A 23618-nucleotide genomic window follows, 5' to 3' on the forward strand; every position below is an offset into this window, starting at 1 on the left:
TATTTAGGGTTACTTGGACAGGTAAGTCAAAGATTTAGCGGGAAAATTCCCGTATGGCTGTTTATAATCGCGGCTTTTAGGCGAGGAACTCTGGCGGCAGAATGAGTATCTGGGCATTGGGCATTAACCACAAAACCGCTCCTGTTGCTGTACGCGAACGGGTGGCGTTTGATCCTGCCGGTATGCCTGATGTATTGAAAAACCTTCGCGCCCTGGATTGTGTCTCTGAAGTCGTTGTTCTATCGACCTGTAACCGCACCGAAATTTACTGCACTGCAGACGATCGCTGTCCTGATCTGATCGGCCACTGGCTGGAACAGAATCAGGAGATCGGCCGCACGGACCTTGAAGCCTCTCTTTATTCTCTCGAAAACGACGACGCGGTATCGCACACCATGCGCGTGGCCAGTGGTCTGGATTCGCTGGTACTTGGCGAACCACAGATTCTGGGCCAGATGAAATCGGCATTTGCAGTGGCTCAGGAGGCCGGCACGGTCGGGTCTGAGCTAGGCCGTCTTTTCCGTCAGACATTCTCAATCGCCAAGCGTGTCCGTACTGATACTGCCATCGGCCAGAACCCTGTGTCAGTCGCTTTTGCGGCTGTGCGTATGGCGCAGCATATCTTTGCGGATATGAAAAATAGCCGCGCCTTACTGATTGGTGCAGGGGAAACCATAGAGTTAGTTGCCCGACATCTTCGCCAGGCGGGTGTTGAGCACCTGACTCTGGCGAATCGTACGCTGGCGCGTGCTCAGACACTGGCGCAGGAGTTTCATGCAGAAGCGGTGTTGCTGGAAGATATCCCCGTGGTGTTGCCGGACGCTGACATCGTGATTTCATCGACGGCCAGTCCACTACCGATCCTTGGCAAAGGGATGGTTGAGAAGGCGCTGAAAAAGCGCCGTCACAAGCCTATGTTCATGGTCGATATCGCAGTACCACGAGATATTGAAGCCGAAGTGGGTGAGCTCTCCGATGTCTACCTCTACAGCGTTGATGATCTCAGGGACATCATTGAAGAAAATGTCCGTTCGAGAGAGGATGCTGCTCAGCAGGCGGAAGAGCTGATTGAAGCTGGCGTTGAGCATTACATGCGTGAGCTGAAAGCGCTTGATGCCGTCAGCACTCTCACTGACGTGCGTAGCTACGTTGAAACATTACGGGATGAGCAGCTTGAGAAAGCTCTGAAGCAGATTCAGAACGGCGGAGACCCCGAAAAAGTTCTACGAACGTTTGCTCACACGTTCGGCAATAAAATGCTGCATAAACCCATGACGGCCCTGCGCCGTGCTGGCGCCGAAGGGCGTCGTGAAGTTCTCGACTGGAGTCGCGAACTGTTCGATCTGGATAACTCAAACGAATGAAACCTTCGATACTGCAAAAACTGGAAAGTCTCAGAGACCGCTACGAAGAGGTTGGGCACCTGCTGTCTGACCCAGATGTCATTGGCGATCAGGATAAATTCCGTAATCTTTCCAAGGAATATGCAGAGCTGGAAGAGGTCGCCAAAGCGTATTCAGATTATGAGCAGGCGGTGTCTGACCGCGAAGAGGCCGAGCTCCTAGCGTCCGATGATGATCCAGATATGCGAGCTATGGGACAAGAAGAGCTTGAGAATGCGAAAGAGGTGATCGCAGCGCTTGAAGCACGCATTGAGATTCTTCTGTTGCCGAAAGACCCGGACGATGGTCGCAATGTGATTGTCGAAATCCGTGCCGGAACTGGCGGTGATGAAGCGGCTATTTTCTCCGGTGACTTGTATCGCATGTACACCCGCTTTGCAGAAACGCAGGGCTGGCGCACAGAAATGATGAGCGCAAATGACGGTGAGCATGGCGGATTCAAAGAGGTGATCGTGCGTATCAGTGGCACAGATGTGTACTCACGTCTGAAGTTCGAATCCGGCGCTCATCGTGTCCAGCGTGTTCCAGAAACCGAAAGTCAGGGGCGAATTCACACTTCAGCCTGTACCGTCGCTGTGATGCCCGAAGTCGAGAGTGAAGACGAAGTAGATATCAATAAGAACGATCTGAGGATTGATACTTTCCGGGCCTCTGGCGCGGGCGGTCAGCACGTCAACAAAACCGACTCCGCTATCCGTATTACGCACTTGCCAACTGGCGTTGTGGTTGAATGTCAGGACGAGCGTTCGCAACACAAGAACAAGGCCAAAGCCATGGCTATGCTGGCGACGCGTCTGCGTGACGCCCAGCGCATTGCCGCTCAGGCAGAGCAGGCCGCCACCCGTAAATCCCTGGTCGGCTCGGGCGATCGCTCGGAGCGTATCCGTACCTACAACTATCCTCAGGGCCGGGTGACCGACCACCGCATTAATCTGACCCTCTACAAGCTTGATGAAATCGTCCAAGGCGATCTGTCACCTGTGATTGAACCTCTGATTCACGAGCATCAGGCCAACCTGTTGGCTGAAATGGCGGGGCAGTGATTACTGTTGGCGACTGGCTGGCTCGGGCGCAGGCGTCACTGACCGACAGTGAGTCCTCTCGTGCGGATGCAGAACTCCTGTTGATGCATGTGTTGGATGTGAATCGCGCCTGGCTATACACCTGGCCAGAAAAACCGCTGACAGAATCTCAACAAGACTCGCTCGATACCTTGTTGGCCCGACGTATGGAGGGGCATCCCATAGCGCATCTGACGGGTGTAAGAGAGTTCTGGTCTTTGCCACTCCGGGTTGCGCCTTCGACACTTATCCCAAGGCCGGATACTGAAACTCTGATTGAATGGGTGCTGGATCTTGATCTGCCAGACGCCGCAAGGGCTATTGATCTTGGCACCGGCACAGGCGCGATTGCGCTGGCCATTAAAAGTGAATATCCCGCCTGGTCTGTTGAAGCCGTGGAGTTCGATGTCGATGCCTATGCGCTGGCGCAGAGCAACGCCTCGCGTCTGGAGCTTGATATCCATCTGATTCATGGCAGCTGGTTTGAGCGCGTCAACGGCCACTTCGATCTGATTGTCTCAAACCCGCCTTATATTGATCCTCACGATAACCATCTCGCTGAGGGCGACGTGCGTTTTGAGCCTGCCTCGGCACTGGTGGCTGAGCAGTCAGGGCTGGCGGATCTGTTTCATATTATTGATCACGCGCCTGATTATCTGAAGCCTGACGGCTGGTTGTTGCTGGAACATGGGTACGATCAGGCTGAGGCGGTATGTGACTACTTACGTCAAAGGGGCTTCGTGAGCGTGCAGAACCGTCGCGACCTGGGCGGCAACCCGCGTATCAGTGGTGGACAACTGCCGGGAGTGCATGAATGAAGGATGATCAACTGCTTCGTTATAGCCGCCATATTCTGCTCCCTGAGGTAGATATCGAGGGGCAGGAAGCCATTTCCAGAGCGACGGTTGTAGTCATAGGACTGGGTGGTCTCGGATCACCGGTGGCGCTGTATCTGGCGGCATCGGGAGTCGGGCATCTGATTCTGGTAGACGACGATCAGGTTGAGGTTTCAAACCTGCAGCGGCAGGTGGTTCACGATTCAGCTTCAGTGGGCCTGAGCAAGGTAGAATCCGCCGCTCAGCGCTGTCAGGCGGTTAATCCGGATGTAAAGATATCCTGCTATGCTCAGCGTGCTGACTCTGAGTGGTTGAGCCAACAGGACTGGTTGAGCTCAGAGGACGCGTTAAACGGACAAGTTAGCTCAGATGACGGCCTGACGGTCATCGTCGATTGCTCAGATAACGCCGCGATCCGTTACGCGATCAACGAAGTCTGCCTGCAGAAGTGCATGCCCTGGGTATCCGGTGCCGCCGTTGCTCTGAATGGCCAGGTTGCTGTGTTCGACCCTCGTGAGGAAGGAGCGCCTTGTTATCGGTGTCTCTATCCGGCGTTGCAGGATGGCGCTTTGACGTGCTCAGAAAACGGTATTCTATCGCCGGTAGTCGGCATTATTGGCACGACTCAGGTGGTGGAAGCGTTGCGCTTAATCGTTGGGTTCGGTGCGCCGCAGCACGGTTATCTCCGAACATACGATGCCGGCACAGGAGACTGGCAGCGCTGGAAAGTACCGGCTCGTCAGACCTGTTCGTGCCAGAGCGATTATTGCTCCGGCTGAGCTGACGGGGCCGCTACTACTTAGTAGCGGCTATGACCATCAGAGTTTGAGTTCGCGCGCGATGTCTGACCAGCTCACCAGCTTGTAGTTCTGGTTTTCCGCGGGCATCACATTCCGGCCATCCTGAACGACCAGCAAACCATCAGGATAGGCACTGCCCAGCGCTGCAGAGGTTACGTCGAGTCCGTCGGTTTCCGATGCTCCATCAATACCTGCGGCGGCGTTCATTGCAATGTTAAACCGGCCGACATACTCATAAGGCGCTTCACTTGAATAAAGCACGTAGCTGTCGTCGCCCTGACTACTGACCACCAGATAACTTGTTTCGGTACCGTGATAAATGGACATGCCTTCGACATCGGCAACGAGGTTGTCATCGACTTTAATGATCAACTCCGGGTCCGGTGCGTTATCTGCAGAGATGGATGTCAGCCAGACGCCGACTGCCTCTTCGCCGACAAAAAGGCGATTGTTTTTATCATCGGCAACGCAGCCTTCTGGTTTAGAAGGAAGGGCGAACTCCCGTACCCGCTCCGCTGACCAGATGTCGTTTTCAGTAATGATTTTATACTGCTCGTAGCGGCCGTCCTGATCATTAATAAAGACGTAAGTGCCCTGATTGGTCTGAGCCATGCACAGGCCGTAGACATCATCCAGTTGGGTTTTTATATCACTCACCCAGGAAACGTGCCCTGAAGTCTGATCTATGGCAAACAGGCTGATGGCACTCAGGTCCCGGTGACTGGCGGCGGCGATATCAACGACCTTGCCGGCAAGTTCCTGATTGTAGCGGACATCAATGTTGTTCAGACGTCCATTATCCAGCCTCTGTTTCAGCTTACCGGTTAAGTCGTATACATCCAGACCATACTGTTTATCGGTGCCTAGAATCAGGCTGCCTTCTGCACTATTGCTGTTTACCCAGATAGCCGGATCATCTGCGGCGTCACCGGCAGAAATAACGCGCGATGTTTCAGCGGTTGGTGTGACCGAGTGCGTTACCGGGACGTTAATAGGAGAAATGTCAGTCAGTGGAAGCCTGCCCTCATAAAGCTCACCTGATGCATCGTCAAACGCTGAAAAATGCACCTCTTCACCGGAAGTCCAGGCGCGGAAAGTTTCAATTTCAAAACCATTTTTCAGCACCCACTGTTGTGGTTCTGCGGCGCTGGTGGGCCCGATTGCGTAGCTACTGATATAGCGTTCGCCCGTGCTGGCAACGATCAACTGATTTCCAACGATGGATAACGAGCCTGCATTTTCCGGAAGGTTTCCATAGGGCGCGACCAGGTCGACGGCTGTACGCGAATACGGTGCTTCGGCAGAAGCGGCATAGGCCCAGACACCCATGCTCTCTTCACTGACGTAAAGCGTATTAAGATCATCACTGACGACGCAATTTTCTGTTTCTGGCGGCAGTGGTAGCGTGCGGATTTCTGTCAGCACATTTTTACTGTCGATATCCAATACGTACTGACGTGCGAGATGGTCATCGCCAAGAATAAAAAGCTGAGTGTTCTGATTATCGGGCTGGTAAAGACACAGTCCCTCAACCGCAAAAGATAATGGCTGGGATGAAACGGTCTGCTGTTTACCGAGATGATGAGCGACCAGGGTTTTAGCACTGTCATTGACAGTGACTACCAGGTCGCCACGCTGGTCGCCATACTCTGCGCGAAAGTTACCTGTGAGGCTTTTATTATCGAGCGTCAGGCCGTTGTTGTTGGTGGTGAGAATCCAGCTCGGCGAGTGTAACTGCCAACCGGTTTCCGATGTGATGCCTGTCGCGTGAACGTCCAGGCTAGCGGGATTAGAAGCTGAAATATTATCGGGTGACTCTGAGTAACTCGCACATCCGCTTATAAACGCAGAGCTTATTGCGGTGGCTGTAAAAAGCATTTTCAGCTTAGTTTGATGTGCTTTCATGGTGTATCCGTATCAGGTATTCGGGAGACAGGTACCGGCCTGCATCAGCTTGGGCCGGCACCTGCTTTTGCGTCATTGCTGACGCAGTTACAAACGATCGGTGATCAAGAATCAGAAATTAGTGAAGCGAACGCCCAGACGATAGGTCGGGCCATAGTCTTCGTACTGAGCGTTGTAGCGCTCTTTGTTCTGATAGCTGTAGTAAGGCTCGTCAGTCAGGTTGGCGATCTCAAAGGTCACTTTGAGGTTCTCCGTCGCGTTGTATGCTGCGTTCAGATCCATCTGGGTCTGACTGCTCTGATAAACGTCTGACAGGTCGTTCTCCAAGCTATTCACCTCGGCCAGATATTCTGACTTGTAGTTGGTCGCCAGGCGTACGCTATAAACATCGTTCTCATAACCCACAATGAAGTTACCGGTAACGTCAGACTGGTTCGGCAGTTGAATATCACGCTCGGTCAGTTCGCCATCAACAAAGCCACTGACGGTGGCATCGCTGGAGGTGAAGGTTGCGTTCGCGCTCATCAGTAGGCCGTTAAACGGCGCAGGCAGGCTGCTGAACTGATGAGAAAATGCCAGCTCGAGACCTTTCAGTGCAGCGTCGTCACCGTTCTGGAAAGTGATGACTTCATCGTAGTCTTCATACCCCGTAGAACCTGCAATATCGGATTCATAGATAAAATTGCTGATGTCTTTATAGAACAGGGCTGCAGATACAACGCTGGTCGAGCCCATGTAGTGCGAAATACCCAGATCAAAGTTGGCTGATTCAAGCGCATCCAGTTCTGGGTTACCCATTTCAGCTTCTTCGCCGTCGTCCGTGAAATTAGGACTCATCTGTTCAAAGGTCGGGCGCACGACGGAATTGGTCCATGCGGCACGCATCTGGGTTGAACGGTTGATGTTCCAGCGCGTCAGGAGTGCCGGCAGCGTGTGGCTGTAGTCGTTGTCGGTTTCGGTGCGGATCAGCTCATCGTCTGCGGTCAGAGCGTTGCCTTTCAGCTCGGTGTCGGTCATCTCATGGCGGACACCTGCGATCACATGCAGGTCATTGGTCACATCCATGCTGCCCATCAGGTAGGCGGCTGTGATGTTTTCGTTGATGCTGTAATCGGCGAGGGTGGACTCTTCTTCGTCGTAGGCTGCATCGCGATCAAGGCCTGACATCAGGTTACGAACAGAGTCTTTGTTGATACCCGGTCCAAACTGCCCCAAAGAGTAACCCCGATCGCCTTCTGCATAATCGGCCATGCTGGTGGATGCAGCGCCGAAGTCTTCGTAAACCCAGACGTCACCGTCCTGAGTTTTACGACGTTTGACTGCTTTCGCACCGCCTTTGATGGTGGCGAAACGTTCGTTGATCAGCAGGTCGCGGCTGATGTCGAGTTGAGCCTGACGCTGAATGTCTTCAGTCAGGTTACTTTCAGATTCAATTTCAGTGAGCTCGAACTGCGCAGGGTCATAGAAAGCAGCCGGGCCACTGACGACAGGACGTCGACTGTTACCGAATGACAGGCCGGTAATGTCAGCGCTGCTCTCAAACACGGCACCCGCGATGCCGTCTGGCTCATCTTCTGAGGCCTTACTGGCCCCCAGCTTGTATTCAACAATCCAGTCACCGAGGAAATGCTCACCGCCTACAACGGAAGACATAATGGTCTGTGTTTCTTCCCGGTCTTTAAGCTCACGGGCCACCGCACCATCAATTTCTGTACCTGCAGTTACGCCTTCGGAGAACTCACTGACAATTGCCAGACGTTGTTCTTCATCGGAAAAACGGCTGTAGAGATTGTTCATATAAAAGCGGTGATCTTTGTTCAGTTCCAGCTCAAGGTTCAGCGCGGCACCGACACGTTCGCGATTAATGCTGTACTCACGCATTTCGATTTCATCCAGTACCGCTGGGTCTTCTTCAAGATCCCAGCCGCCACCGGTTTCAACGTTATCCGAGCCAAAGTCGCGGTCATCCCAGCTAAGTGCCAGGGCAACGCCCAAGCGCTTTTCACCGTCCAGCTCAAAAGCATTACCTGCCGAGACAGCCAGAGACGGGTTGGTATTTTCGCTTTGCTCATCGTAAGCCGCTTCCGCTTTTGCTGTGGCAAAGGCGCCTTCTTTATCGAGGGCAGAAATACTTTTAATGTCGACGGTACCGCCAATGGCATTGGCGTCCATATCTGGGGTAAGCGTCTTAGTCACAGTGAGCGAGCTGAGCAAAGTCGACGGAATAACATCGAGTGCAACTGCACGGCTGCCAGCTTCTGGTGCAGGTACCTGAACACCGTTGACTGTCACTGCATTCAGTTCAGCGCCGACACCGCGGATGCGGACGAAGCGGCCTTCGCCCTGGTCACGTTCAATAGAAAGACCAGGAATACGTTGCAATGCTTCAGCGGCGTTGGCGTCAGGGAGTTCACCAATGGCGTCGGAATCGACAGCACTGATGGTGTTATCGGCTAAGCGCTCGCGCTCCAGCGCACGCTGCATACGTGCTGCCTGACCAACAACGACAATTTCGTCATCAGCATTTTTTTCTGTCGTTGATGGATTCTGGTCAGCCAATGCCTCGCCAGAACTGAGAAGTGCGATTGCTGCTACCAGCGGCACCGTGCGAAATGTCATGAGATTGCTCCGTTCATGATTTTTTGAGTTGTGCATGAGTTGGGCAGACCCTAAAAATGAAATGTGACAGTGACGTGACGGAATACGTCCCGCGCTTGATGTATGCCTCGGAAATGGACTGTTTTAGTACGCGATTGAGCTGTTCTGACCAGCGCGAATAAAGATCCAGTGAGCTGCAATGGCTGGATTTATGTGGGTATGTCGCTATTACCTGCTGCTCAGAACTACTATTTTTCGGTTCAGGCGCATTCTGAGTGAGCTGATCTGACCCCCGACGTTCTGTCATATTGTTCTGGCAAGCTGGCTCGTCTTTTTTAGCGTCTTTTAAAAATCCTTCCAGCGCCTTTAGTGGCGGGCTATTCCGGGAGCTATTAATGAATTCACTGCTGCGACTACATACCCAAAAATTATTTCTTGTCGGTTCTATGGCATTGCTTCTGACCGGTTTATCGGCTGGCTTGGGTGCGCCCAAAGGCATGGCTGCGATTGACTGGGTGGATGTCGTGGGTGAGGGATCCACCGCGCTGGCATTGGTTGTCTGGTTACTTATGGTACTGCGCAGTCGTCCGGCTGGGCGCGTGACGAATCTTCTGACACTGGGGCTGGGATTTATGTTTCTGGCGATGTGGCAGGATACGTTGGATGAGTTCTACGCACTGGCTGGCACTCAGGCATGGGAGAGTGTCGTGGAATCCGTACTCATGCCAATAGGATTAGGGCTGCTGACGTACGGTTTGTGGCACTGGCATAAAGAGCAATTAAGCATTCGTACACAGTTACTGAAACGTGAGCAGGTCTTCCGGGATCATCTCTGGTTAGATGGTCTTAGCCAGGTTGCTCGTTTCGAGCAGATTGAAGCGACACTGGCATCCGACTGGGCAGATGAGCAGGCACATCAGGTCGCTCTGATCGTCGAGTTGCATGACTTTAACCAGTTCGAGCGACGTTATGGTTATCGTGAGGCGGACCGCCTGTTGCGTGAGACCGGCGAGTATCTGATCCTGAACCTGCGACAGAGGGATCTTATCTGCCGGGTTGCAAGAGATCGCCTCGTTATTCTGATGCCCCATACCCGCCCCTCTGAAGCCCGCGATCTGGCGGTTAACCTGCGCACAGCCGTGGAGCATTTCTGTTTTCACTTATCCGGTTCAGACCAAAGGGTCGAGCAGGTGTTAGATGTCGGTATCGGTGTCCGACAGCCAATGGATGATCCGCAGGCCTTGGTTAAACGCGCAACGGATGCATTGCAGAGTGCGGCTGAAGGAAATGGCATGAGTCTGGTGTCATGAGGCCGACCATCATTCATCAGCACAAAGAGTCTGGCGCTCATACACGCAGAGGCGGTTGGCTTACGGCAGAAGATAAGTATCTTCAGGCCTGTTACCCCATGGCTCAGCTTCTGGATCTGGCGCTGGCGTCGGATGTGCCTCAGCACAAGCTCCTTCGTGGTACAGGCATCTTCGTTGAAGACCTTGCCCCACAAGCGCATATGAATGGCGGTGTCCGCTTCAATATACGGCAACTGGCGGTTCTTGCGGACAACATTGCCCACTACCTGCCTCAGGATGAAATAGCATCGCGCTGGGGAGCTCGTCTTTGGCCGGGCTACGCGGGGCCTTTCAGTCAGGCGCTGGCGACGGCTACTGATCTGGGCGATTTTCTGCAGATGCTTTGTGAGTTCAGACACTGGCTGGCCCCGGGACTGGTACCATGCATGAGTCAATATCATGGTTATCGGATACTTCATTGGCAGAATGTTTTTGGGTTGAGTCCACGCGCAGAGAAGTTGCTAAGCGAAGCTTATATGACAGCTTTGGTTTCAGTGACCCGCGAGCAGTGTCAGGAAAACAATTCTGGGTGGATCTGTTGCCCCGGGCAGTGTGATGCAGCACAACTGCGACGTATGCGTGTCTACTGTGGGGAGGAGACCACTGTAGGAGCAGGGGGCTGCTTTATGGCGATCCCGGAGGCTTTCTTATCGCGCCCCTGGGCCGCTGGATCTCCACGGATTCGTGATATGGCGATCGCCCAGGCGAAAACACTGATGACGGGTATTCCGGCAGAGTCGTTTGCGGAGCAGGTTGCCAGTTATCTCTCCGGAAGGTTCCCTGAGCTTCCATCATTGTCGGACACGGCCAGTTACTTCGGAGTCAGCAGCGCGACTCTTAAGCGTTATCTGGCGGTCGATGGGATGCGATATCAGCAAGTCGGGGATCAGATCCGTCTGAGATACAGCCTCGAGCTGATGCACTTTGAGGGCGGCAATAACGAAGATATTGCTGATGCGCTGCGGCTGGGAGATGGTGCCAATTTCCGCCGGAGTTTTCGTCGCTGGACGGGGATATTACCGAGTGAAGCAAGGGAGGCGTTGAGCGGCAGGTTGCCACCGCTCAGCGTTGAAAATAACGAGGACTATTCTTCACCCAGTTATTCTTCACCAAAGAGTGCGCAGTCAATCAGATCGCAGAGACAGTGAATAACGACCAGGTGAACTTCCTGAATGCGGGCTGTGACATCACTCGGTACCCGGATCTCTACATCTTCAGCGGTCAGCAGCGACGTCATATGGCCGCCATCTTTCCCGGACAGAGCAACAACCACCATATCGCGTTCATGCGCTGCCTGAATCGCCTGCACTACGTTGCTTGAGTTACCACTGGTTGAAATAGCCAGAAGCACATCACCCGGGTTACCCAGCGCGCGGATCTGCTTGCTGAATACTTCGTTGTAGCTGTAGTCGTTAGCGATTGAGGTAATCGTGGATGGATCAGTCGTCAGCGCAATGGCCGGAAGGCTGGGACGTTCACGCTCGAACCGGTTCAGAAGTTCAGAAGAGAAATGCTGTGCGTCACCGGCAGAGCCACCGTTACCACAAGTCAGAATCTTTCCACCACTGATCAGAGCATTAACCATCATCTGTGATGCATGCTCTATATAGGGTGGCAGCTCTTCAGCGGCGAGTGTTTTGGTTTCGATGCTGGCGCCGAAGTGGCCGATAATACGATCTTGCACAGACTAACTCCCGAATAAACCTGTCGCCATCATAAAGAAAAAGACGCATTTCAGAAAGCGTCAGATATCCACTCAAATATTACGGGGTTACCGCTGGCGGAGATAACATCAAAGCGGCAGTCAGGCTCGTGGTTTCCGTAATGCTTCTGGAGGTAATGCAAGGCAGCCCGGCGTAGGCGCCGTTGTTTCTGGTAGGTGACTGTCTCAGCACCTGAGCCATGCTCTTCGGACTGGCGATAGCGCACTTCAATAAAAACCAGAACCTCACCATCCCGCATGATCAGGTCGATTTCGCCACCTTTGATCAGGTAGTTACGGGTGACCTTCCTAAGTCCTTTCTTTTGCAGAAATTTCTCTGCTTCGAGTTCCACCGCAGTGCCTTTGCCCCGCGTTGTGGAACGCGTTTCTGAGTTAAACCACATAAGCCCTCCATGGCGTATGGTCAGAATCAGTCGTCGGTGGTTTCCGGACCTCTGCTCTCAGACAGTTTTACCGGTTTACCGCTACGGAAACGTGTGCAGTCAGTACTACGATGAATGCGTCGAGCATTATCCAGCGTCAGAGCACCGGTATTGCCATAAATACGGCTTTCAGGGAACGCCTCAAGCTGTTTAACACGGGCGACCAGACGGAAAGCATCGGCACCCATCGCATACAGTCGGGTGAATCCGCCTTGACCACCTGTAACATCGTCGACTTCAGCTTTCAGTGAGGTGTCGTGCAGTAACCAGGGAACATCGCAAAAATAGATGCCATTAAGGTCGCGGTCCTTACGTACATCTACTTCACCTGAGAACACGTGGGACGTTGCGTAGACAGGCAGGTCACCGGCGAAATTAAAGGCAAGTGTCGGTTTAATCTGACGCGCCTGTTCTGGCAACGCGACCAGGAACAGCCAGTCGGCGTCCTGGCGGCGGCGGGGTTCAAACTCTACCGGTTCACGCATCAGGCTGCGCACCGTACGGTAACGATTCTTACTGCTGTCGACATTCAACAGGCGACTGATCGCTGGGTTGTAGTCCTGCGCGCGGCGAGGGTAGTGGAGTGTCTCTTCGATTTCTCCACCGAGCTCCAACCAGCGCGCTTCAAACGCGGCATAAATACGTTCGCCCCAACCGCCCTCAGGAATCATCACCAGAGCGCGGCGATGACCGTCCTGCCAGGCTTTTTCAGCAATCTGAATAGCCTCATCTTCGGCAGCAAGACCAAACTGAAACAGCTCAGGTGGCAGAGTCGAGAATGGTGTTGCCTGTTTGCTGCCGTAGTTCAGAGCCAGTGTTGGCAGGGGTAGGGTTGCGCGTTCTTCAAGCTGCTGCACATCCTGCTTATCAAGCGGGCCAACCAACCATTGGCTACCTGATTGAATCGCCTGCGCGTAGGCCTGATCGACAGACTCCATACTGGTTGCGTCGATGATAGTGACCGCAGGTGCAGGGTAACCTTTACCCAGGGTTTCGTAGTATGCGGCCATAAAGCCGTCGCGGATGGCTTTGCCCGAGCTGGCGAGTGCGCCACTCAAGGGTAATAACAGGGCAACACGCTGTGGACGTGATGCCGCCATATCTTCGAGAAGTGCCAGAGCGCCGGGAAGCTGGAATGAGGCCGGATGATCCGGGTTCATGAATTGCCACTCTTTTACACCAGCAAGTTGCTCATCAAGAGTCAGCTGGTGGTCGCGACTGATCGCTGCCAGAGTCAACCAGGCTCCGAAGCGTGTATCCGGGGCATTTTCAGCACGCTGCTGAAGTTCTTCAGGCGCCAGGCGCTGGAGGTCGTCCCAGAGCTGGTTGTAATTCTCTGACTGCTTTTCACCTTCGAGCACAGCAGATATGAAGTCGCGTTCGCGGGCGGCAGCGAGGAACTCGCCGTCGGCCTCAAGGATCTGCGCAGATATCAGAGTCGCGCGGTATTCCTGTTGTTGGCTGGCGTAATTCTGCAGCATTTCGAACTGCTGCAATTGATAGGCCGCGGCCTCGATGTTCATGGCGCCGATCTGGCTTTCTGCCATCAGCAGGTGCCACTCTGCGCGAGCCGCTGGCGACAAGCTGCTGACATCCAGTTGTTGCAATTGCTGGCTGGCGTTGCCAAACTCGCCCGACTCGGCCATCTGGCGCACAGCCCGCAGTTGTTGCTCTACCTCCGGGCGGATTTCTGCACCGGTAGTAGTCGTTTCATCCGGGGTCGTTGCACACCCCGACAGGCCCGCTGCCAGAGTGGCAACAGTCAAAGCTGGAAGCAGTAACTGCGACCAGGTTTTCAGCAAGCGTTTTTCAGATACGGTGTCCCGCATGATTTCTCATCCGACCAAAGCTCAGAGTGGCGTTCTGTACGTCGTCGCCACCCCGATTGGTAATCTGGCAGACCTCAGCGAGCGCGCGGTCAGCGTGCTGACTGATGTCGATGTAGTAGCCTGCGAGGATACCAGACATACACAGAAATTACTGCAACACCTGGGGCTGCGCAAAGTGATGATGTCGGTGCATGATCACAATGAGCGGGACCGTATTTCTCAGATAGCCCAACACCTTACTGATGGTCGTTCGATGGCATTGGTATCGGATGCGGGAACACCACTTATCTCAGATCCCGGTTACCCTCTTGTTCAGGCACTGCGCGAACAGGGCTTCAGCGTGACGCCTGTCCCTGGCCCCAGTGCTCTGATTACCGCCTTGAGTGCAGCGGGGCTACCAACCGACCGTTTTCTTTTCGAGGGCTTTCTGCCGCACAAGGCAGGCGGTCGTCGTGAACGTCTGGAACCTCTGGTGAATGAGACGGCCACTCTGGTGTTTTACGAGTCCAAGCACCGCATTCTCGAAACTCTGACCCTGATGGCTGAAGCGTTTGGCGAAGACCGTGCGGCCTGTGTCGCACGCGAACTCACCAAAACCTACGAGAGTTTTTATCACGGCACCCTACAAACCGTTCGTGAGCAACTGCTGGCCGATGACGATCAGACCAAGGGAGAGTTTGTTGTCATGGTGGCAGGAAACCCAGAGCCTGCGACGGCAACGGCGTTCGACACCGATAAACTATTCCGTCTTCTTCTTGCTGAGCTACCACCTAAAAAAGCCGCTGCTGTTATCGCAGAGCTGACGGGCGAGAACAAGAAGGCGCTTTACCAGCGGGCTCTGGAAATTCAGGGCAAGGCCTGAGCCTGCCGATACTGGGGTTATCTGCTGCTGGGGTATCTTTTGATCAACGGTCTTTACACAATCAGGATAACGATTGTTCAGGGGTTGTGGGTATCATCACAAACAGGGTCATGAATTGTTCGCGTGGCCCGCGATGACCTATCGGCTGTGTTTACCTCGGCAGTCGAGTGGTCAAAAATAGAAAAACAAAAATAAAAAGTACGATAGGCTCGCCATGACTCTGATCAAACGCTGTATTCTGCTGCTGACCGCGGCAGTGCTCGCTGCCTGTAATAACGTAGAAATTACTGCTCCAGAACACAGTTCCGTACATGCGGAGAAGCCGGGAGATTTCCGGATCGTCTTCAGTGGTAACTCAGCGCCCGATGACCTGAAAATTCAGTTAAACAACGTTGACGTGACTGACCAGTTTGTTGTCAGTAAAGCCGAAGCTTATGCCTATGGCAGCGACCTCGAAGGGAGCGTTTTTGGCGGTCGCAACGTACTCTGGGTAAGAGCATTCAATAAAACCGACCGCGCGACCTTTTATTACGACAATGCCGGCCCTGTTGTTCATATTCTGGAAGCGGATCATGATAGCCGCACTGTGACCGGCTATGTATCGGACGACTCCCTGGTTGAAAGCCTGGTACTCGATGGCGTTGGCGTTGATCTCGATCTGACGAATAATTTTTCGGTGTCTTATGCCGATCAACCTTTTAATACCTTTACAGCAACCGATTCGCTGGGGCGCACCTCAACTTCTGTTTTTGCCCGTGATGACAACGAGTTTAATGGTATTTCAGCTCGTCTGAACCAAGGTGGATTTGATTTTCTGACGCACGCTCTTGAGCAGGAACTGAACACCATGGACCTGAGCGACATCGTGTCGGAAATGGAAAAGGTCACTCTGCTTAATACGTTAGGCCTGTTTAATCTGGATATGACCGTGACCAGCCTGAGTTTCAACGATGTCGGCGTCGATCTTACGGTTCTGGAAAATGAGCGACTTGATACCGATATTCAGGCGCGCGATGTGGTTCTGGGGTTCCGCTTGTCCGGTACTATTGGCTTTATCCTGCCGTATAACAGCTCAGGCACTATGCGTTTCAGTTCTCTTCAGGCAGGTACTGATCTGCTGCTGGATGTACGCAATTCTGACCTTGATATTGATCTCTCTAATACTTCGATCAATCACAGTTTTCCATCGATCAACTTTGATAATACGAGTGGGATTCTGAATATTCTTGATGCACTTACCAGTGCCATCGTTGGTGTTCTTGCTCCAATTTTTGAGAATGTATTTATCAGCATACTGGAGCAGGTCATCGTTCCGGTTATGTCGGATTTTATTAAGGACATCCCGATCACGCTGGAGGTTGTTAACCCGGACAATGCCGAGGCCGTTAACATCTACGCGTTACCAACTTTCCTTGACTCGAAAAATCAGGGCGTCAGTGTCGATCTGGGCACCCGGATCTGGGCGCCACAGCCGTCACAGGATATTCGCCGTGCGCTGGGTTCTCTTTATGTGGAAGGTGACACACTGACCATGGGGCCAGTGACACCGAATGGAAAAGACTTTCATTTTGGTGCTGCAATTTCTGCGAATGTCATCAATCAAGCGCTGATGGCAACTTATGAAGCGGGCATGCTCAGCACCGTAATCAGCGAAGAGTATTACCCTCAGGCAACCGCGTCAGCAATCTCTGTTTATCGTTCAGACGACACGGATATTCAGGAAGCGGATGAGATTCGTATGACACTGGCGCCGTCTTCTGCCCCATACGTCACTCTGATGCCTGCCGATGGCGCTGCGGGGGCGCTGGCCTGGTACGACGTGACACTCACGTTCGAATTGTACAAGTCACGCTGGGGTGAGTTCCGTACCCTGTTTGGTACGACCTTTAACCTCGAAATTCCTTTTGAAGTCAGCTCTACCGAAGATGGCTACCTGAGCATTGGTCTGGAGCAGTTGCCGACGCTGTTTATTAAGGATACGGATGAAAGCGGCATGATCCGCCTGACTCCAGAGTTTATTAATGCGACCCTGGATTACTTTATGCCACTGGTAATGCCAGAAATTGCGGGCCATCTGAAGGTTGTGCCGTTGCCACGCATTTATGAGCACACATTACTGATGCGCGACTTCTGGGTTGGTGGGGAAAACAACAATTCGCTGGCACTGGCGGGGGATCTGATTCCAGTTGCGGTGACGGCCGCTGCGGCAGCGCCAAGTACCGATATTGCTCGTGTCGATAGTGAAGATGTTGCGGTTCAGGTAACGGGTATCAACAGTACTGGCCAGACCACTTCAGATGTTCTTCTGGTGAACAATGGCGAAGTGACCATCGATGTGGGTGGTCTGAATCCAGACGCGAACCTGGGCGATCTTGAACAAAGATATCGTGTTGATGGTGGTGCCTGGTCAATCTGGAAACAACGTGAAACGATCACGCTCAAGAGACTGCTTGCGGGTGATCATTCTGTGGAAATCTGCTCGCGCTCGCCCCTGCTGAAAGAGGAAGCCAGTTGTCCGGTCGTTAACTTTACGACGACGGTGTCTCGTTGAGTATCAGTAGCAGAGATTCTGTTCTCATCATTTAGTCAAAGGGCCTGCGGGCCCTTTTTTTACGGCTGTACTTTGCCTTTGTGTGATTGTTTACATATAAACAAAATAATGTTTATATATGAACTAGTTTGTTGGTTTGAGATAAATGATCATGGATAAACGACTCTTTTTCCTGATGAATATGGCGCAGAAGAAGTTGTTCCGCTTTATGGATCAGGCGTGCGAGAAAGAACTTGAGGCGTCTATGACACAGATGGCGGCGCTGATGGTGATTGCCAGCAAGCATGACTGTCAGCAGAAAGACGTCGCGCAAACACTGGAACTGAATAAATCTGCGATTACGGGTCTGGTTTCCCGTATGGAAAAAAACGGTCTTCTGGCGCGTGCATCGTCGACAGAGGATGCGCGTGCCGTGGTGCTCAGAGTCACCCCTGATGGCCAGGACAAGTTAAAGCGGCTCCAGCCGATGATCGCGACGATGAACGATATTTTTTCGGATGAGTTCAGTGACGAAGAGATGCTGACCATCCTTCGTTTCTTAAATTTTATTATGGGCAGGTTCTGATGGAGGCAACAGTGATTGATCCGGTGAAAGAAAAAAGCGCGGAAAAGCAGGCTAGCAGCGATCCAGAAATCGTGAACGTACCGACTTCCGCAGGTCACAGCATTACCGCCCGTGTTTTCAGGGCGGCTGCGAGTGATGTGAAAGGCGTATGTGTTATTGCTCCTGCAACAGGGGTGGCGCAGTACCTCTACGATGACTTTGCTCATTGGCTGACTCTTCAGGGATTTGAGGTCGTGACCTACGATTACGATGGAATCGGGCTCTCAATCCAGTCTCATGTGAAGCACAGCCGCAGTGACAAATTGAGCTGGGCAAACAATGACAGTGTCGCTTTACTGGAGTTTGTTAAGGCAAGATTTCCGGAGCTGCCACTGACCTGGATAGGTCACAGTGTTGGCACACATATGCTGGGTATGATGCCGTCAGTGAAAGGCATTGATCGAGCGATCTCTGTGGGCGCGGGTACAGGCACCTGGTGGATGAATGCAGCGCCTACTAAGCGTGTTGCCTGGTTTCTCTGGTATGGGCTGGTGCCAGCGACGGTGCCGCTATTGGGTTACTTCCCCGGCAACCGACTGAAGGTGATGTGTGACCTTCCGAAGGGCGTCATTATGCAATGGCGACGTTGGTGCCTGAATGGCGATTATTGTGTTGGCGTCGAAGGCGACTGGTTACGACAGCGATTTGCCAGGGTTACCTGTCCGATCAGCTGCGTCGCCTTTACCGATGACGATATGATGTCGATGGCGAACGTCGATAAGCTGCACAGTTTCTTCACCGGTGCTGACATTACCAAGGTGGTGGTCAGCCCAGAAGAGATTGGTCAGAAACGTATTGGCCATATCGGCTGGCATAAGCAGAAGTACCAGGCTCTCTGGGACAAAGTGTTTGCCCCTTTGCTGAACAACTGAGATAGGAGCAAACAGCAGAAATAAGAGTGCGACAGCAATCGCTTTCCGTTAAACTCCGCGCCGGAGTCGGCCAGACAGTCGCTGCCTGCGCAAGCAGGGGGAGGAAAGTCCGGGCTTCATAGGGCAAGGTGCCAGGTAACGCCTGGGGGGCGTGAGCCCACGACCAGTGCAGCAGAGAGTAAACCGCCGATGGCCGCTTTTGCGGATCAGGTAAGGGTGAAAGGGTGCGGTAAGAGCGCACCGCGCGACTGGTAACAGTTCGTGGCACGGTAAACTCCACCCGAAGCAAGACCAAATAGGTTCCCTGTTACCCTTGAGGTACAAGGCGTGGCCCACGCTGGGAACGGGTAGGTCGCTTGAGCCTGCGAGTGATTGCAGGCCTAGACGAATGACTGTTTAACACAGAACCCGGCTTATAGACCGACTCCACTCTTTAAAAGACCCCGCTTGTTCACGCAAGCGGGGTTTTTCTTTTACAGTATGCCCACTTTTTGAAGACACAGGCCGCTTATGCTGTTTTTCTGGTTTCAACAGGACGCACTTTCACTGCACTGGGGGGCACTCTTGCTCGCCGCCATTCTGGTTAGCGGTGTGTACCTTGACGCCCGGCTGGGAGAGCCATCGAAGTTTCACCCGCTCGTGGGTTTCGGTCGCTGGAGTGGAGTGCTGGAGCGAGCGTTAAACAGGCTCCCGGGAGCACCGGGTTATATCCTTGGTGCAATCGCAGTCGTCGTTGCGCTTTCGCCTTTGGTTCTGATTATTGGTTTGTTGCAGGCCTCTGCGTCGCTGTCGCTGATGAGCGCTTGTTTGTTGCAGCTGGTGATTCTTTACTTGTGTATTGGCTGGCACAGTTTGCAGGAGCATGTGTCTGATGTCTGGCGCAGTCTGGCGACGGACGATCTGCCAGCAGCCCGCGAAGAGTTGGGCAAAATCGTCAGCCGTAATACGCAGGTACTGGATGCCGATGAAGTGGCTCAAGCCAGTATCGAGAGCACGCTGGAAAACTCCTCGGATGCGTTATTTGCGACTTTATTCTGGTTTCTTATTGGTGGCGCCGAAGCCGCCTTACTGCACCGCTGGGTTAATACGCTGGATGCCATGTGGGGTTACCGGACAGAGCGCCACTTTTATTTCGGCTGGGCTGCGGCCAGGCTGGATGATGCCATGGCGTGGTTACCTGCTCGGCTGACGGCATTGTCATTTGTCTTTGCCGCAGGCGAACATCGTCAGAAGGCACTGGATTGCTGGAAAACTCAGGCCAAATATTGTGACAGTCCAAACGGCGGCGTGGTGATGACCGCCGGCGCAGGGGCGCTCAACCGAAAATTAAGTCAGCGCGCAGACTATCAGGGCACCATAAAACAGAAGCCCGTGATGGGCAGTGGTATGCCTGCTGGCGTGGATGATATTCCACGTGCGATTCGCCTGGTCAAACAGGCTCTGCTCATTCAGCTGTCGTTGATGGTGTTCTGCTGCCTGTCATTGCATTACGTCACTGGTGTAATGTGAAGAAGCTGAAAACAGCGATCAAACCGGCTGCCCACGGATCTGACCTTACGCGTGCAATAGCGCGGTATGGTGACAAAGACTGGCTCGATCTTTCGTCCGCGGTCAGTCCTTATAGCTGGTGGACTGACAACCCGGACGATGCACTGGTGTCGGCTGTAGAGAGCCAGGCACTGCCTGAGGTAAAGGAGAGCCTCCGCGAAGCAATCGTAGCTTACTATGGTGAGGCGGGTCTTCCGACTGCGGGAAGTCAGGCGGCTATTCGCAGCTTGCCTTTATGCTTCGATGAATGTGCTGTGTGGGTTGTTCGTGGCAGTTATGGGGAGTATGCATTGAGCTGGGCTATGCATGGCCATCATGTTCAGCAGAAAAGTATTGAGGATATCCGCCACTCGTTACAAGCGGGTGATGCGCCTGATGTACTTATAGTGGTGAATCCGGACAATCCCACCGGCTATTACTTCTCCCAGCCTGAGCTACTTGAATGGGCTTCCGTTCTTGAAAAGCGGGGAGGCGTATTGATCTGCGATGAAGCATTTATGGACGCAACTCGACACCTCAGCTTGCTCGGAGAGCAACGGCCAGATAATACTATCGTTCTGCGTTCCTTGGGTAAGTTCTTCGGACTGGCGGGTATCCGGTTCGGTACAGTATTCGCAGAACCTGGCCTGTTGGCCACGCTCTCATCTTACCTTGGGCCCTGGGGGCTATCGTCGTTAACACTTCGGCTAGCAGAGCAAGCTTTGACCGACAGAGCCTGGCAGTCCATACAGTCTGATCGTTTAAATGGTTTACAGGCGCAGATATCCCGGCCGCTCAGTCGCAGCGATGCCTTCGTTGGTTGTACGCCTTTATTCCTGACGTTACGTTCAGAATGTCCGCTGGTTTGGCAGGATTGCCTGGCGAATCAAGGGATCTGGACGCGTGCTTTCCCAGATCAGGGGCTGTTACGAATCGGATATCCGTTGTCGGATCAGGTCAGTCGTACATTGGACGGAGTCTTGGCGCTGCCTGGGCTGAAAGCATTCCACTAAGGCCTTTGGCTACTTCTGGATGTACTTTGATGTCACCTTGAGAGGGTTTTACCTCGCCATTATGGCACATTAAGACCTGTCAACAAACCGGCACCCCACATAGGATTGGAGAACACCTGATAAAATTATCAATTACAGGGACGATATGTCGCTCCAGATTCCTACCAATACGCCGTTGAAAAAACCACCGGCGGATTACTGCCCAAAAGGTGCAGAACGCTGGTTCACTATCCCAGGAGGGAAAGATACAGGTAAAACAATGTTTTACTATGATATCTCGGTAGGAGGTGACGAGCCTGAAGCAACCATCGTTCTGGTGCACGGGAACCCTGAAACCAGTTATACCTATCGCTATATCCGGGATGAGCTGATCCGAAGCGAGCGACCCTTGAGAATCATTGCCATGGATCACATCGGCTTTGGTCTCTCTGATCAGGCAGACTTTGAGATGGTGGATATGCACCACTCCGAAAACCTGATTCAGTTAGTCCGATACCTGGACTTGAGTGAAGTAACACTCTGTATTCATGACTGGGGTGGTCCTATTGGTGTTGGAGCATTCATTGAAGACCCGTATCGGGTAAAAAACCTGATGGTAATGAATACCACTATTTTCCCGATGCCTAAGCAGGGCTACACCTATAAAAATTACCCTCATCCGGTACTTACCTGGGCGCTGTTTCCACGGCTATATCCTGCCTTTGCATGGGGAGGTGTTGCAGCAACCGCGGTCTCGAGCGCTGAGCCTCAAACTGCTCTGAGTCTGATTCGCCGAGCTACCGGTAATACGTTGGCTCATCTGTGCAACAGTATGTCGAAAACATCGCCTGAGTATGTCTGGTCTCAATCGCTGAGAAGCATTGCCAATGCACGTAGCTCAATGCGTAACGTGAAGCAGACACCACGCTGGGGTTATGGTTATCGCTACATGGACGAAAGTTACGGACTCCAGGACAACACCGAGTACTATCGGAATATGCAGGAACGTGTCCCCCGGTATTGGAAAAACTGCCCGGCAGCAGGCGTGTTTGGTCAATGGGACCCATGCGGTAAAGATGAAGTCATTGCCCAGTGGCACGACGTGTTGCCACGGATGAAGATGGCAACGCTTAAATACCCGAACGTCGGGCACTTTGTTGAAGAGGTGAAATGGAAAGAAATTTCCTCAGAAATTCTCAGACTTAACTTTTCCTGACACGATCTTTAATGTTAGCAGGGCTCTTTTGCGAGACTGTTCTTATGTATGTTTTTTTAAGTGACCGGAAAAATCGGTCAACGTGTATCTGAATATTAATGTCTGTAATAGTCGTATACATAATACACCTGTCGAGATACTAAAAAACCTCACTTAAAGGGTTGATACTTCCGGATCATCTCTTAAATTTCCTTTCATAATAAAATGGTCTTAGCGCTTTTATTCTGTCTCTTATACTTTCTTCAGGGTCGCCGAAAAGTGGAGCAGAATCATGAATAATCATATTGTTGTAATAAACTCTCCGAAATATAACCGGGATATCTATTTCCGACGCTTTGTTGAGCAGATACGCCAGAACAAAATGCATCGAAAAACGCCGGTTGTGCTGTTGAATACCGACTACCCCGATGGTCTGCCATCGTCGTTAACGGGGCTCGGTATACATCTGGTGCAGGGACACGGTAATCACGAAGATGACTTCCGCCGTGCCAATCTGGAAGGGGCTGAAAATATTCTGATTCTGGCCAAAGATGAATACATGGAAGACTCAGACAGTCTTTGTTTTGATCTCTGCTACCGCATGAAAGAACATGAGCTTGCTTATCGCGTGATCGTTGAATGCGTAGAGGATGAAAACCGGATACGTATGAAAAAGTTGGGTGTGAAGTCGGTGATTCGTCCAATCCGTTCATACCCAGAGATTCTGGTTCGCGCTATGGAATCTCCCGGGTCAGAATTGATCATCGAAGACATGTTTACTCACGATAAAGACCATTTCGTCCGTTATCCACTTTGGTTAGAAGGTGACTGTTGGCGAGATGTCGTGGCAGCGATGATGATGTCTAACATAGGAACGCCACTGGCCTGTATCGGTAAGGGAGGTGAAGTGAATATTCATCCAGCGGCAGATGAACGGGTATTCGGACAAAGTCTTATCATTCTGGTAAAAACTGAGTTCATACCGAGCGAGAAAGAGGTGCAGGAAGCGTTCCGGAAATTCAACAGCAGTGATATGAGTGCATAGTTGGTTGTGCGGATGAACTGACGAGGTGGATTGGCTAGACTACA

19 protein-coding genes and 1 other RNA gene are annotated in these 23618 nt (G+C 52.6%); 15 read left to right on the forward strand and 5 right to left on the reverse strand.

What is annotated here, in order from left to right:
• Positions 1–101 precede the first annotated feature (101 nt).
• From hemA to BW941_RS01395, 4 genes are read left to right on the forward strand one after another with little or no spacing between them, the layout of a single operon-like run.
• The gene (gene hemA, locus BW941_RS01380) at positions 102–1364 is read left to right on the forward strand and encodes a glutamyl-tRNA reductase (protein WP_068439434.1); all 1263 of its coding nucleotides are present in this window, start codon (positions 102–104) and stop codon (positions 1362–1364) included.
• On the forward strand, positions 1361–2446 hold the full coding sequence (gene prfA, locus BW941_RS01385; RefSeq protein ID WP_076513704.1) for a peptide chain release factor 1: 1086 nt from the start codon (positions 1361–1363) through the stop codon (positions 2444–2446). Before hemA ends, prfA begins: the two co-directional genes overlap by 4 nt.
• Complete coding sequence (prmC, locus tag BW941_RS01390; RefSeq protein WP_076513707.1) at positions 2443–3282, forward strand: peptide chain release factor N(5)-glutamine methyltransferase; 840 nt, start codon at positions 2443–2445, stop codon at positions 3280–3282. The genes prfA and prmC overlap by 4 nt, the downstream gene beginning before the upstream one ends.
• On the forward strand, positions 3279–4079 hold the full coding sequence (locus tag BW941_RS01395; protein WP_076513709.1) for a HesA/MoeB/ThiF family protein: 801 nt from the start codon (positions 3279–3281) through the stop codon (positions 4077–4079). The genes prmC and BW941_RS01395 overlap by 4 nt, the downstream gene beginning before the upstream one ends.
• 39 nt (positions 4080–4118) lie before the next feature.
• Here the strand turns inward: BW941_RS01395 and BW941_RS01400 are convergent, their stop codons facing one another.
• Together BW941_RS01400 and BW941_RS01405 are read right to left on the reverse strand one after the other, a co-directional pair.
• A complete protein-coding gene (locus tag BW941_RS01400; RefSeq protein ID WP_076513711.1) occupies positions 4119–6005 on the reverse strand; it encodes a phytase in 1887 nt (628 codons plus the stop codon).
• 111 nt (positions 6006–6116) lie between these two features.
• Positions 6117–8624 carry a TonB-dependent receptor gene (locus BW941_RS01405; RefSeq protein WP_076513714.1) on the reverse strand — a complete coding sequence of 836 codons (2508 nt, stop codon included), beginning with the start codon at positions 8622–8624 and terminating at the stop codon, positions 6117–6119.
• Between the two features lie 374 nt (positions 8625–8998).
• On the opposite strand from BW941_RS01405, the gene BW941_RS01410 reads away from it, so the two are divergent.
• Positions 8999–9913: a diguanylate cyclase domain-containing protein gene (locus tag BW941_RS01410; protein ID WP_076513717.1), complete on the forward strand. Its 915-nt coding sequence runs from the start codon at positions 8999–9001 to the stop codon at positions 9911–9913.
• Complete coding sequence (locus tag BW941_RS01415) at positions 9910–11100, forward strand: helix-turn-helix domain-containing protein (protein ID WP_076513720.1); 1191 nt, start codon at positions 9910–9912, stop codon at positions 11098–11100. Before BW941_RS01410 ends, BW941_RS01415 begins: the two co-directional genes overlap by 4 nt.
• Here BW941_RS01415 and BW941_RS01420 read toward each other — a convergent pair.
• Genes BW941_RS01420 through BW941_RS01430 form a run of 3 tightly spaced genes read right to left on the reverse strand, consistent with a single transcriptional unit; the run spans position 11052 to position 13926 of the window.
• Positions 11052–11636, reverse strand: coding sequence for a phosphoheptose isomerase (locus BW941_RS01420; protein ID WP_068438731.1), 585 nt, complete (start codon positions 11634–11636; stop codon positions 11052–11054). The genes BW941_RS01415 and BW941_RS01420 overlap by 49 nt on opposite strands.
• A gap of 50 nt (positions 11637–11686) precedes the next feature.
• Positions 11687–12058: a YraN family protein gene (locus BW941_RS01425; protein ID WP_076513722.1), complete on the reverse strand. Its 372-nt coding sequence runs from the start codon at positions 12056–12058 to the stop codon at positions 11687–11689.
• 26 nt (positions 12059–12084) lie between these two features.
• The gene (locus BW941_RS01430; protein ID WP_076513725.1) at positions 12085–13926 is read right to left on the reverse strand and encodes a penicillin-binding protein activator; all 1842 of its coding nucleotides are present in this window, start codon (positions 13924–13926) and stop codon (positions 12085–12087) included.
• Between BW941_RS01430 and rsmI the strand changes: the two genes are divergently transcribed.
• The 9 genes from rsmI to BW941_RS01475 all read left to right on the forward strand — a co-directional run bounded on the left by rsmI (position 13925) and on the right by BW941_RS01475 (position 23574).
• Positions 13925–14788 (forward strand): 16S rRNA (cytidine(1402)-2'-O)-methyltransferase, encoded by an 864-nt coding sequence (gene rsmI, locus BW941_RS01435; RefSeq protein WP_076513727.1) that lies wholly within the window; start codon positions 13925–13927, stop codon positions 14786–14788. The genes BW941_RS01430 and rsmI overlap by 2 nt on opposite strands.
• A 214-nt stretch (positions 14789–15002) precedes the next feature.
• The gene (locus tag BW941_RS01440) at positions 15003–17339 is read left to right on the forward strand and encodes an LBP/BPI/CETP family protein (protein ID WP_076513730.1); all 2337 of its coding nucleotides are present in this window, start codon (positions 15003–15005) and stop codon (positions 17337–17339) included.
• Positions 17340–17490: 151 nt separating this feature from the next.
• Positions 17491–17904 carry a MarR family winged helix-turn-helix transcriptional regulator gene (locus tag BW941_RS01445; RefSeq protein WP_076513732.1) on the forward strand — a complete coding sequence of 138 codons (414 nt, stop codon included), beginning with the start codon at positions 17491–17493 and terminating at the stop codon, positions 17902–17904.
• 11 nt (positions 17905–17915) lie between these two features.
• Positions 17916–18815, forward strand: coding sequence for an alpha/beta hydrolase family protein (locus BW941_RS01450; RefSeq protein WP_245820018.1), 900 nt, complete (start codon positions 17916–17918; stop codon positions 18813–18815).
• A gap of 62 nt (positions 18816–18877) precedes the next feature.
• Positions 18878–19247: RNase P RNA component class A (gene rnpB / locus BW941_RS01455), an RNA gene on the forward strand.
• Positions 19248–19325: 78 nt separating this feature from the next.
• Positions 19326–20324, forward strand: a complete 999-nt coding sequence (gene cbiB / locus BW941_RS01460) for an adenosylcobinamide-phosphate synthase CbiB (RefSeq protein WP_076513737.1) — start codon at positions 19326–19328, stop codon at positions 20322–20324.
• Positions 20321–21355, forward strand: coding sequence for an aminotransferase class I/II-fold pyridoxal phosphate-dependent enzyme (locus BW941_RS01465; protein ID WP_076513740.1), 1035 nt, complete (start codon positions 20321–20323; stop codon positions 21353–21355). The genes cbiB and BW941_RS01465 overlap by 4 nt, the downstream gene beginning before the upstream one ends.
• 145 nt (positions 21356–21500) lie before the next feature.
• On the forward strand, positions 21501–22550 hold the full coding sequence (locus tag BW941_RS01470; protein WP_076513742.1) for an alpha/beta fold hydrolase: 1050 nt from the start codon (positions 21501–21503) through the stop codon (positions 22548–22550).
• Between the two features lie 271 nt (positions 22551–22821).
• Positions 22822–23574 (forward strand): TrkA-related ion transporter, encoded by a 753-nt coding sequence (locus tag BW941_RS01475; protein ID WP_076513745.1) that lies wholly within the window; start codon positions 22822–22824, stop codon positions 23572–23574.
• Positions 23575–23618: the final 44 nt, after the last annotated feature.

It is taken from the genome of Thalassolituus maritimus, from assembly GCF_900156675.1.
In the GTDB taxonomy this organism is placed as follows: domain Bacteria; phylum Pseudomonadota; class Gammaproteobacteria; order Pseudomonadales; family Oceanobacteraceae; genus Thalassolituus; species Thalassolituus maritimus.

What these genes read in the sequence shown, in the direction of transcription:
- hemA (WP_068439434.1), top strand. Translation starts at nt 102, where the DNA reads ATGAGTATCTGGGCATTGGGCATTAACCACAAAACCGCTCCTGTTGCT.
- prfA (WP_076513704.1), top strand. Translation starts at nt 1,361, where the DNA reads ATGAAACCTTCGATACTGCAAAAACTGGAAAGTCTCAGAGACCGCTAC.
- BW941_RS01395 (WP_076513709.1), top strand. Translation starts at nt 3,279, where the DNA reads ATGAAGGATGATCAACTGCTTCGTTATAGCCGCCATATTCTGCTCCCT.
- BW941_RS01400 (WP_076513711.1), bottom strand. Translation starts at nt 6,005, where the DNA reads ATGAAAGCACATCAAACTAAGCTGAAAATGCTTTTTACAGCCACCGCA.
- BW941_RS01405 (WP_076513714.1), bottom strand. Translation starts at nt 8,624, where the DNA reads ATGACATTTCGCACGGTGCCGCTGGTAGCAGCAATCGCACTTCTCAGT.
- BW941_RS01410 (WP_076513717.1), top strand. Translation starts at nt 8,999, where the DNA reads ATGAATTCACTGCTGCGACTACATACCCAAAAATTATTTCTTGTCGGT.
- BW941_RS01415 (WP_076513720.1), top strand. Translation starts at nt 9,910, where the DNA reads ATGAGGCCGACCATCATTCATCAGCACAAAGAGTCTGGCGCTCATACA.
- BW941_RS01425 (WP_076513722.1), bottom strand. Translation starts at nt 12,058, where the DNA reads ATGTGGTTTAACTCAGAAACGCGTTCCACAACGCGGGGCAAAGGCACT.
- rsmI (WP_076513727.1), top strand. Translation starts at nt 13,925, where the DNA reads ATGATTTCTCATCCGACCAAAGCTCAGAGTGGCGTTCTGTACGTCGTC.
- BW941_RS01430 (WP_076513725.1), bottom strand. Translation starts at nt 13,926, where the DNA reads ATGCGGGACACCGTATCTGAAAAACGCTTGCTGAAAACCTGGTCGCAG.
- BW941_RS01440 (WP_076513730.1), top strand. Translation starts at nt 15,003, where the DNA reads ATGACTCTGATCAAACGCTGTATTCTGCTGCTGACCGCGGCAGTGCTC.
- BW941_RS01445 (WP_076513732.1), top strand. Translation starts at nt 17,491, where the DNA reads ATGGATAAACGACTCTTTTTCCTGATGAATATGGCGCAGAAGAAGTTG.
- cbiB (WP_076513737.1), top strand. Translation starts at nt 19,326, where the DNA reads ATGCTGTTTTTCTGGTTTCAACAGGACGCACTTTCACTGCACTGGGGG.
- BW941_RS01470 (WP_076513742.1), top strand. Translation starts at nt 21,501, where the DNA reads ATGTCGCTCCAGATTCCTACCAATACGCCGTTGAAAAAACCACCGGCG.
- BW941_RS01475 (WP_076513745.1), top strand. Translation starts at nt 22,822, where the DNA reads ATGAATAATCATATTGTTGTAATAAACTCTCCGAAATATAACCGGGAT.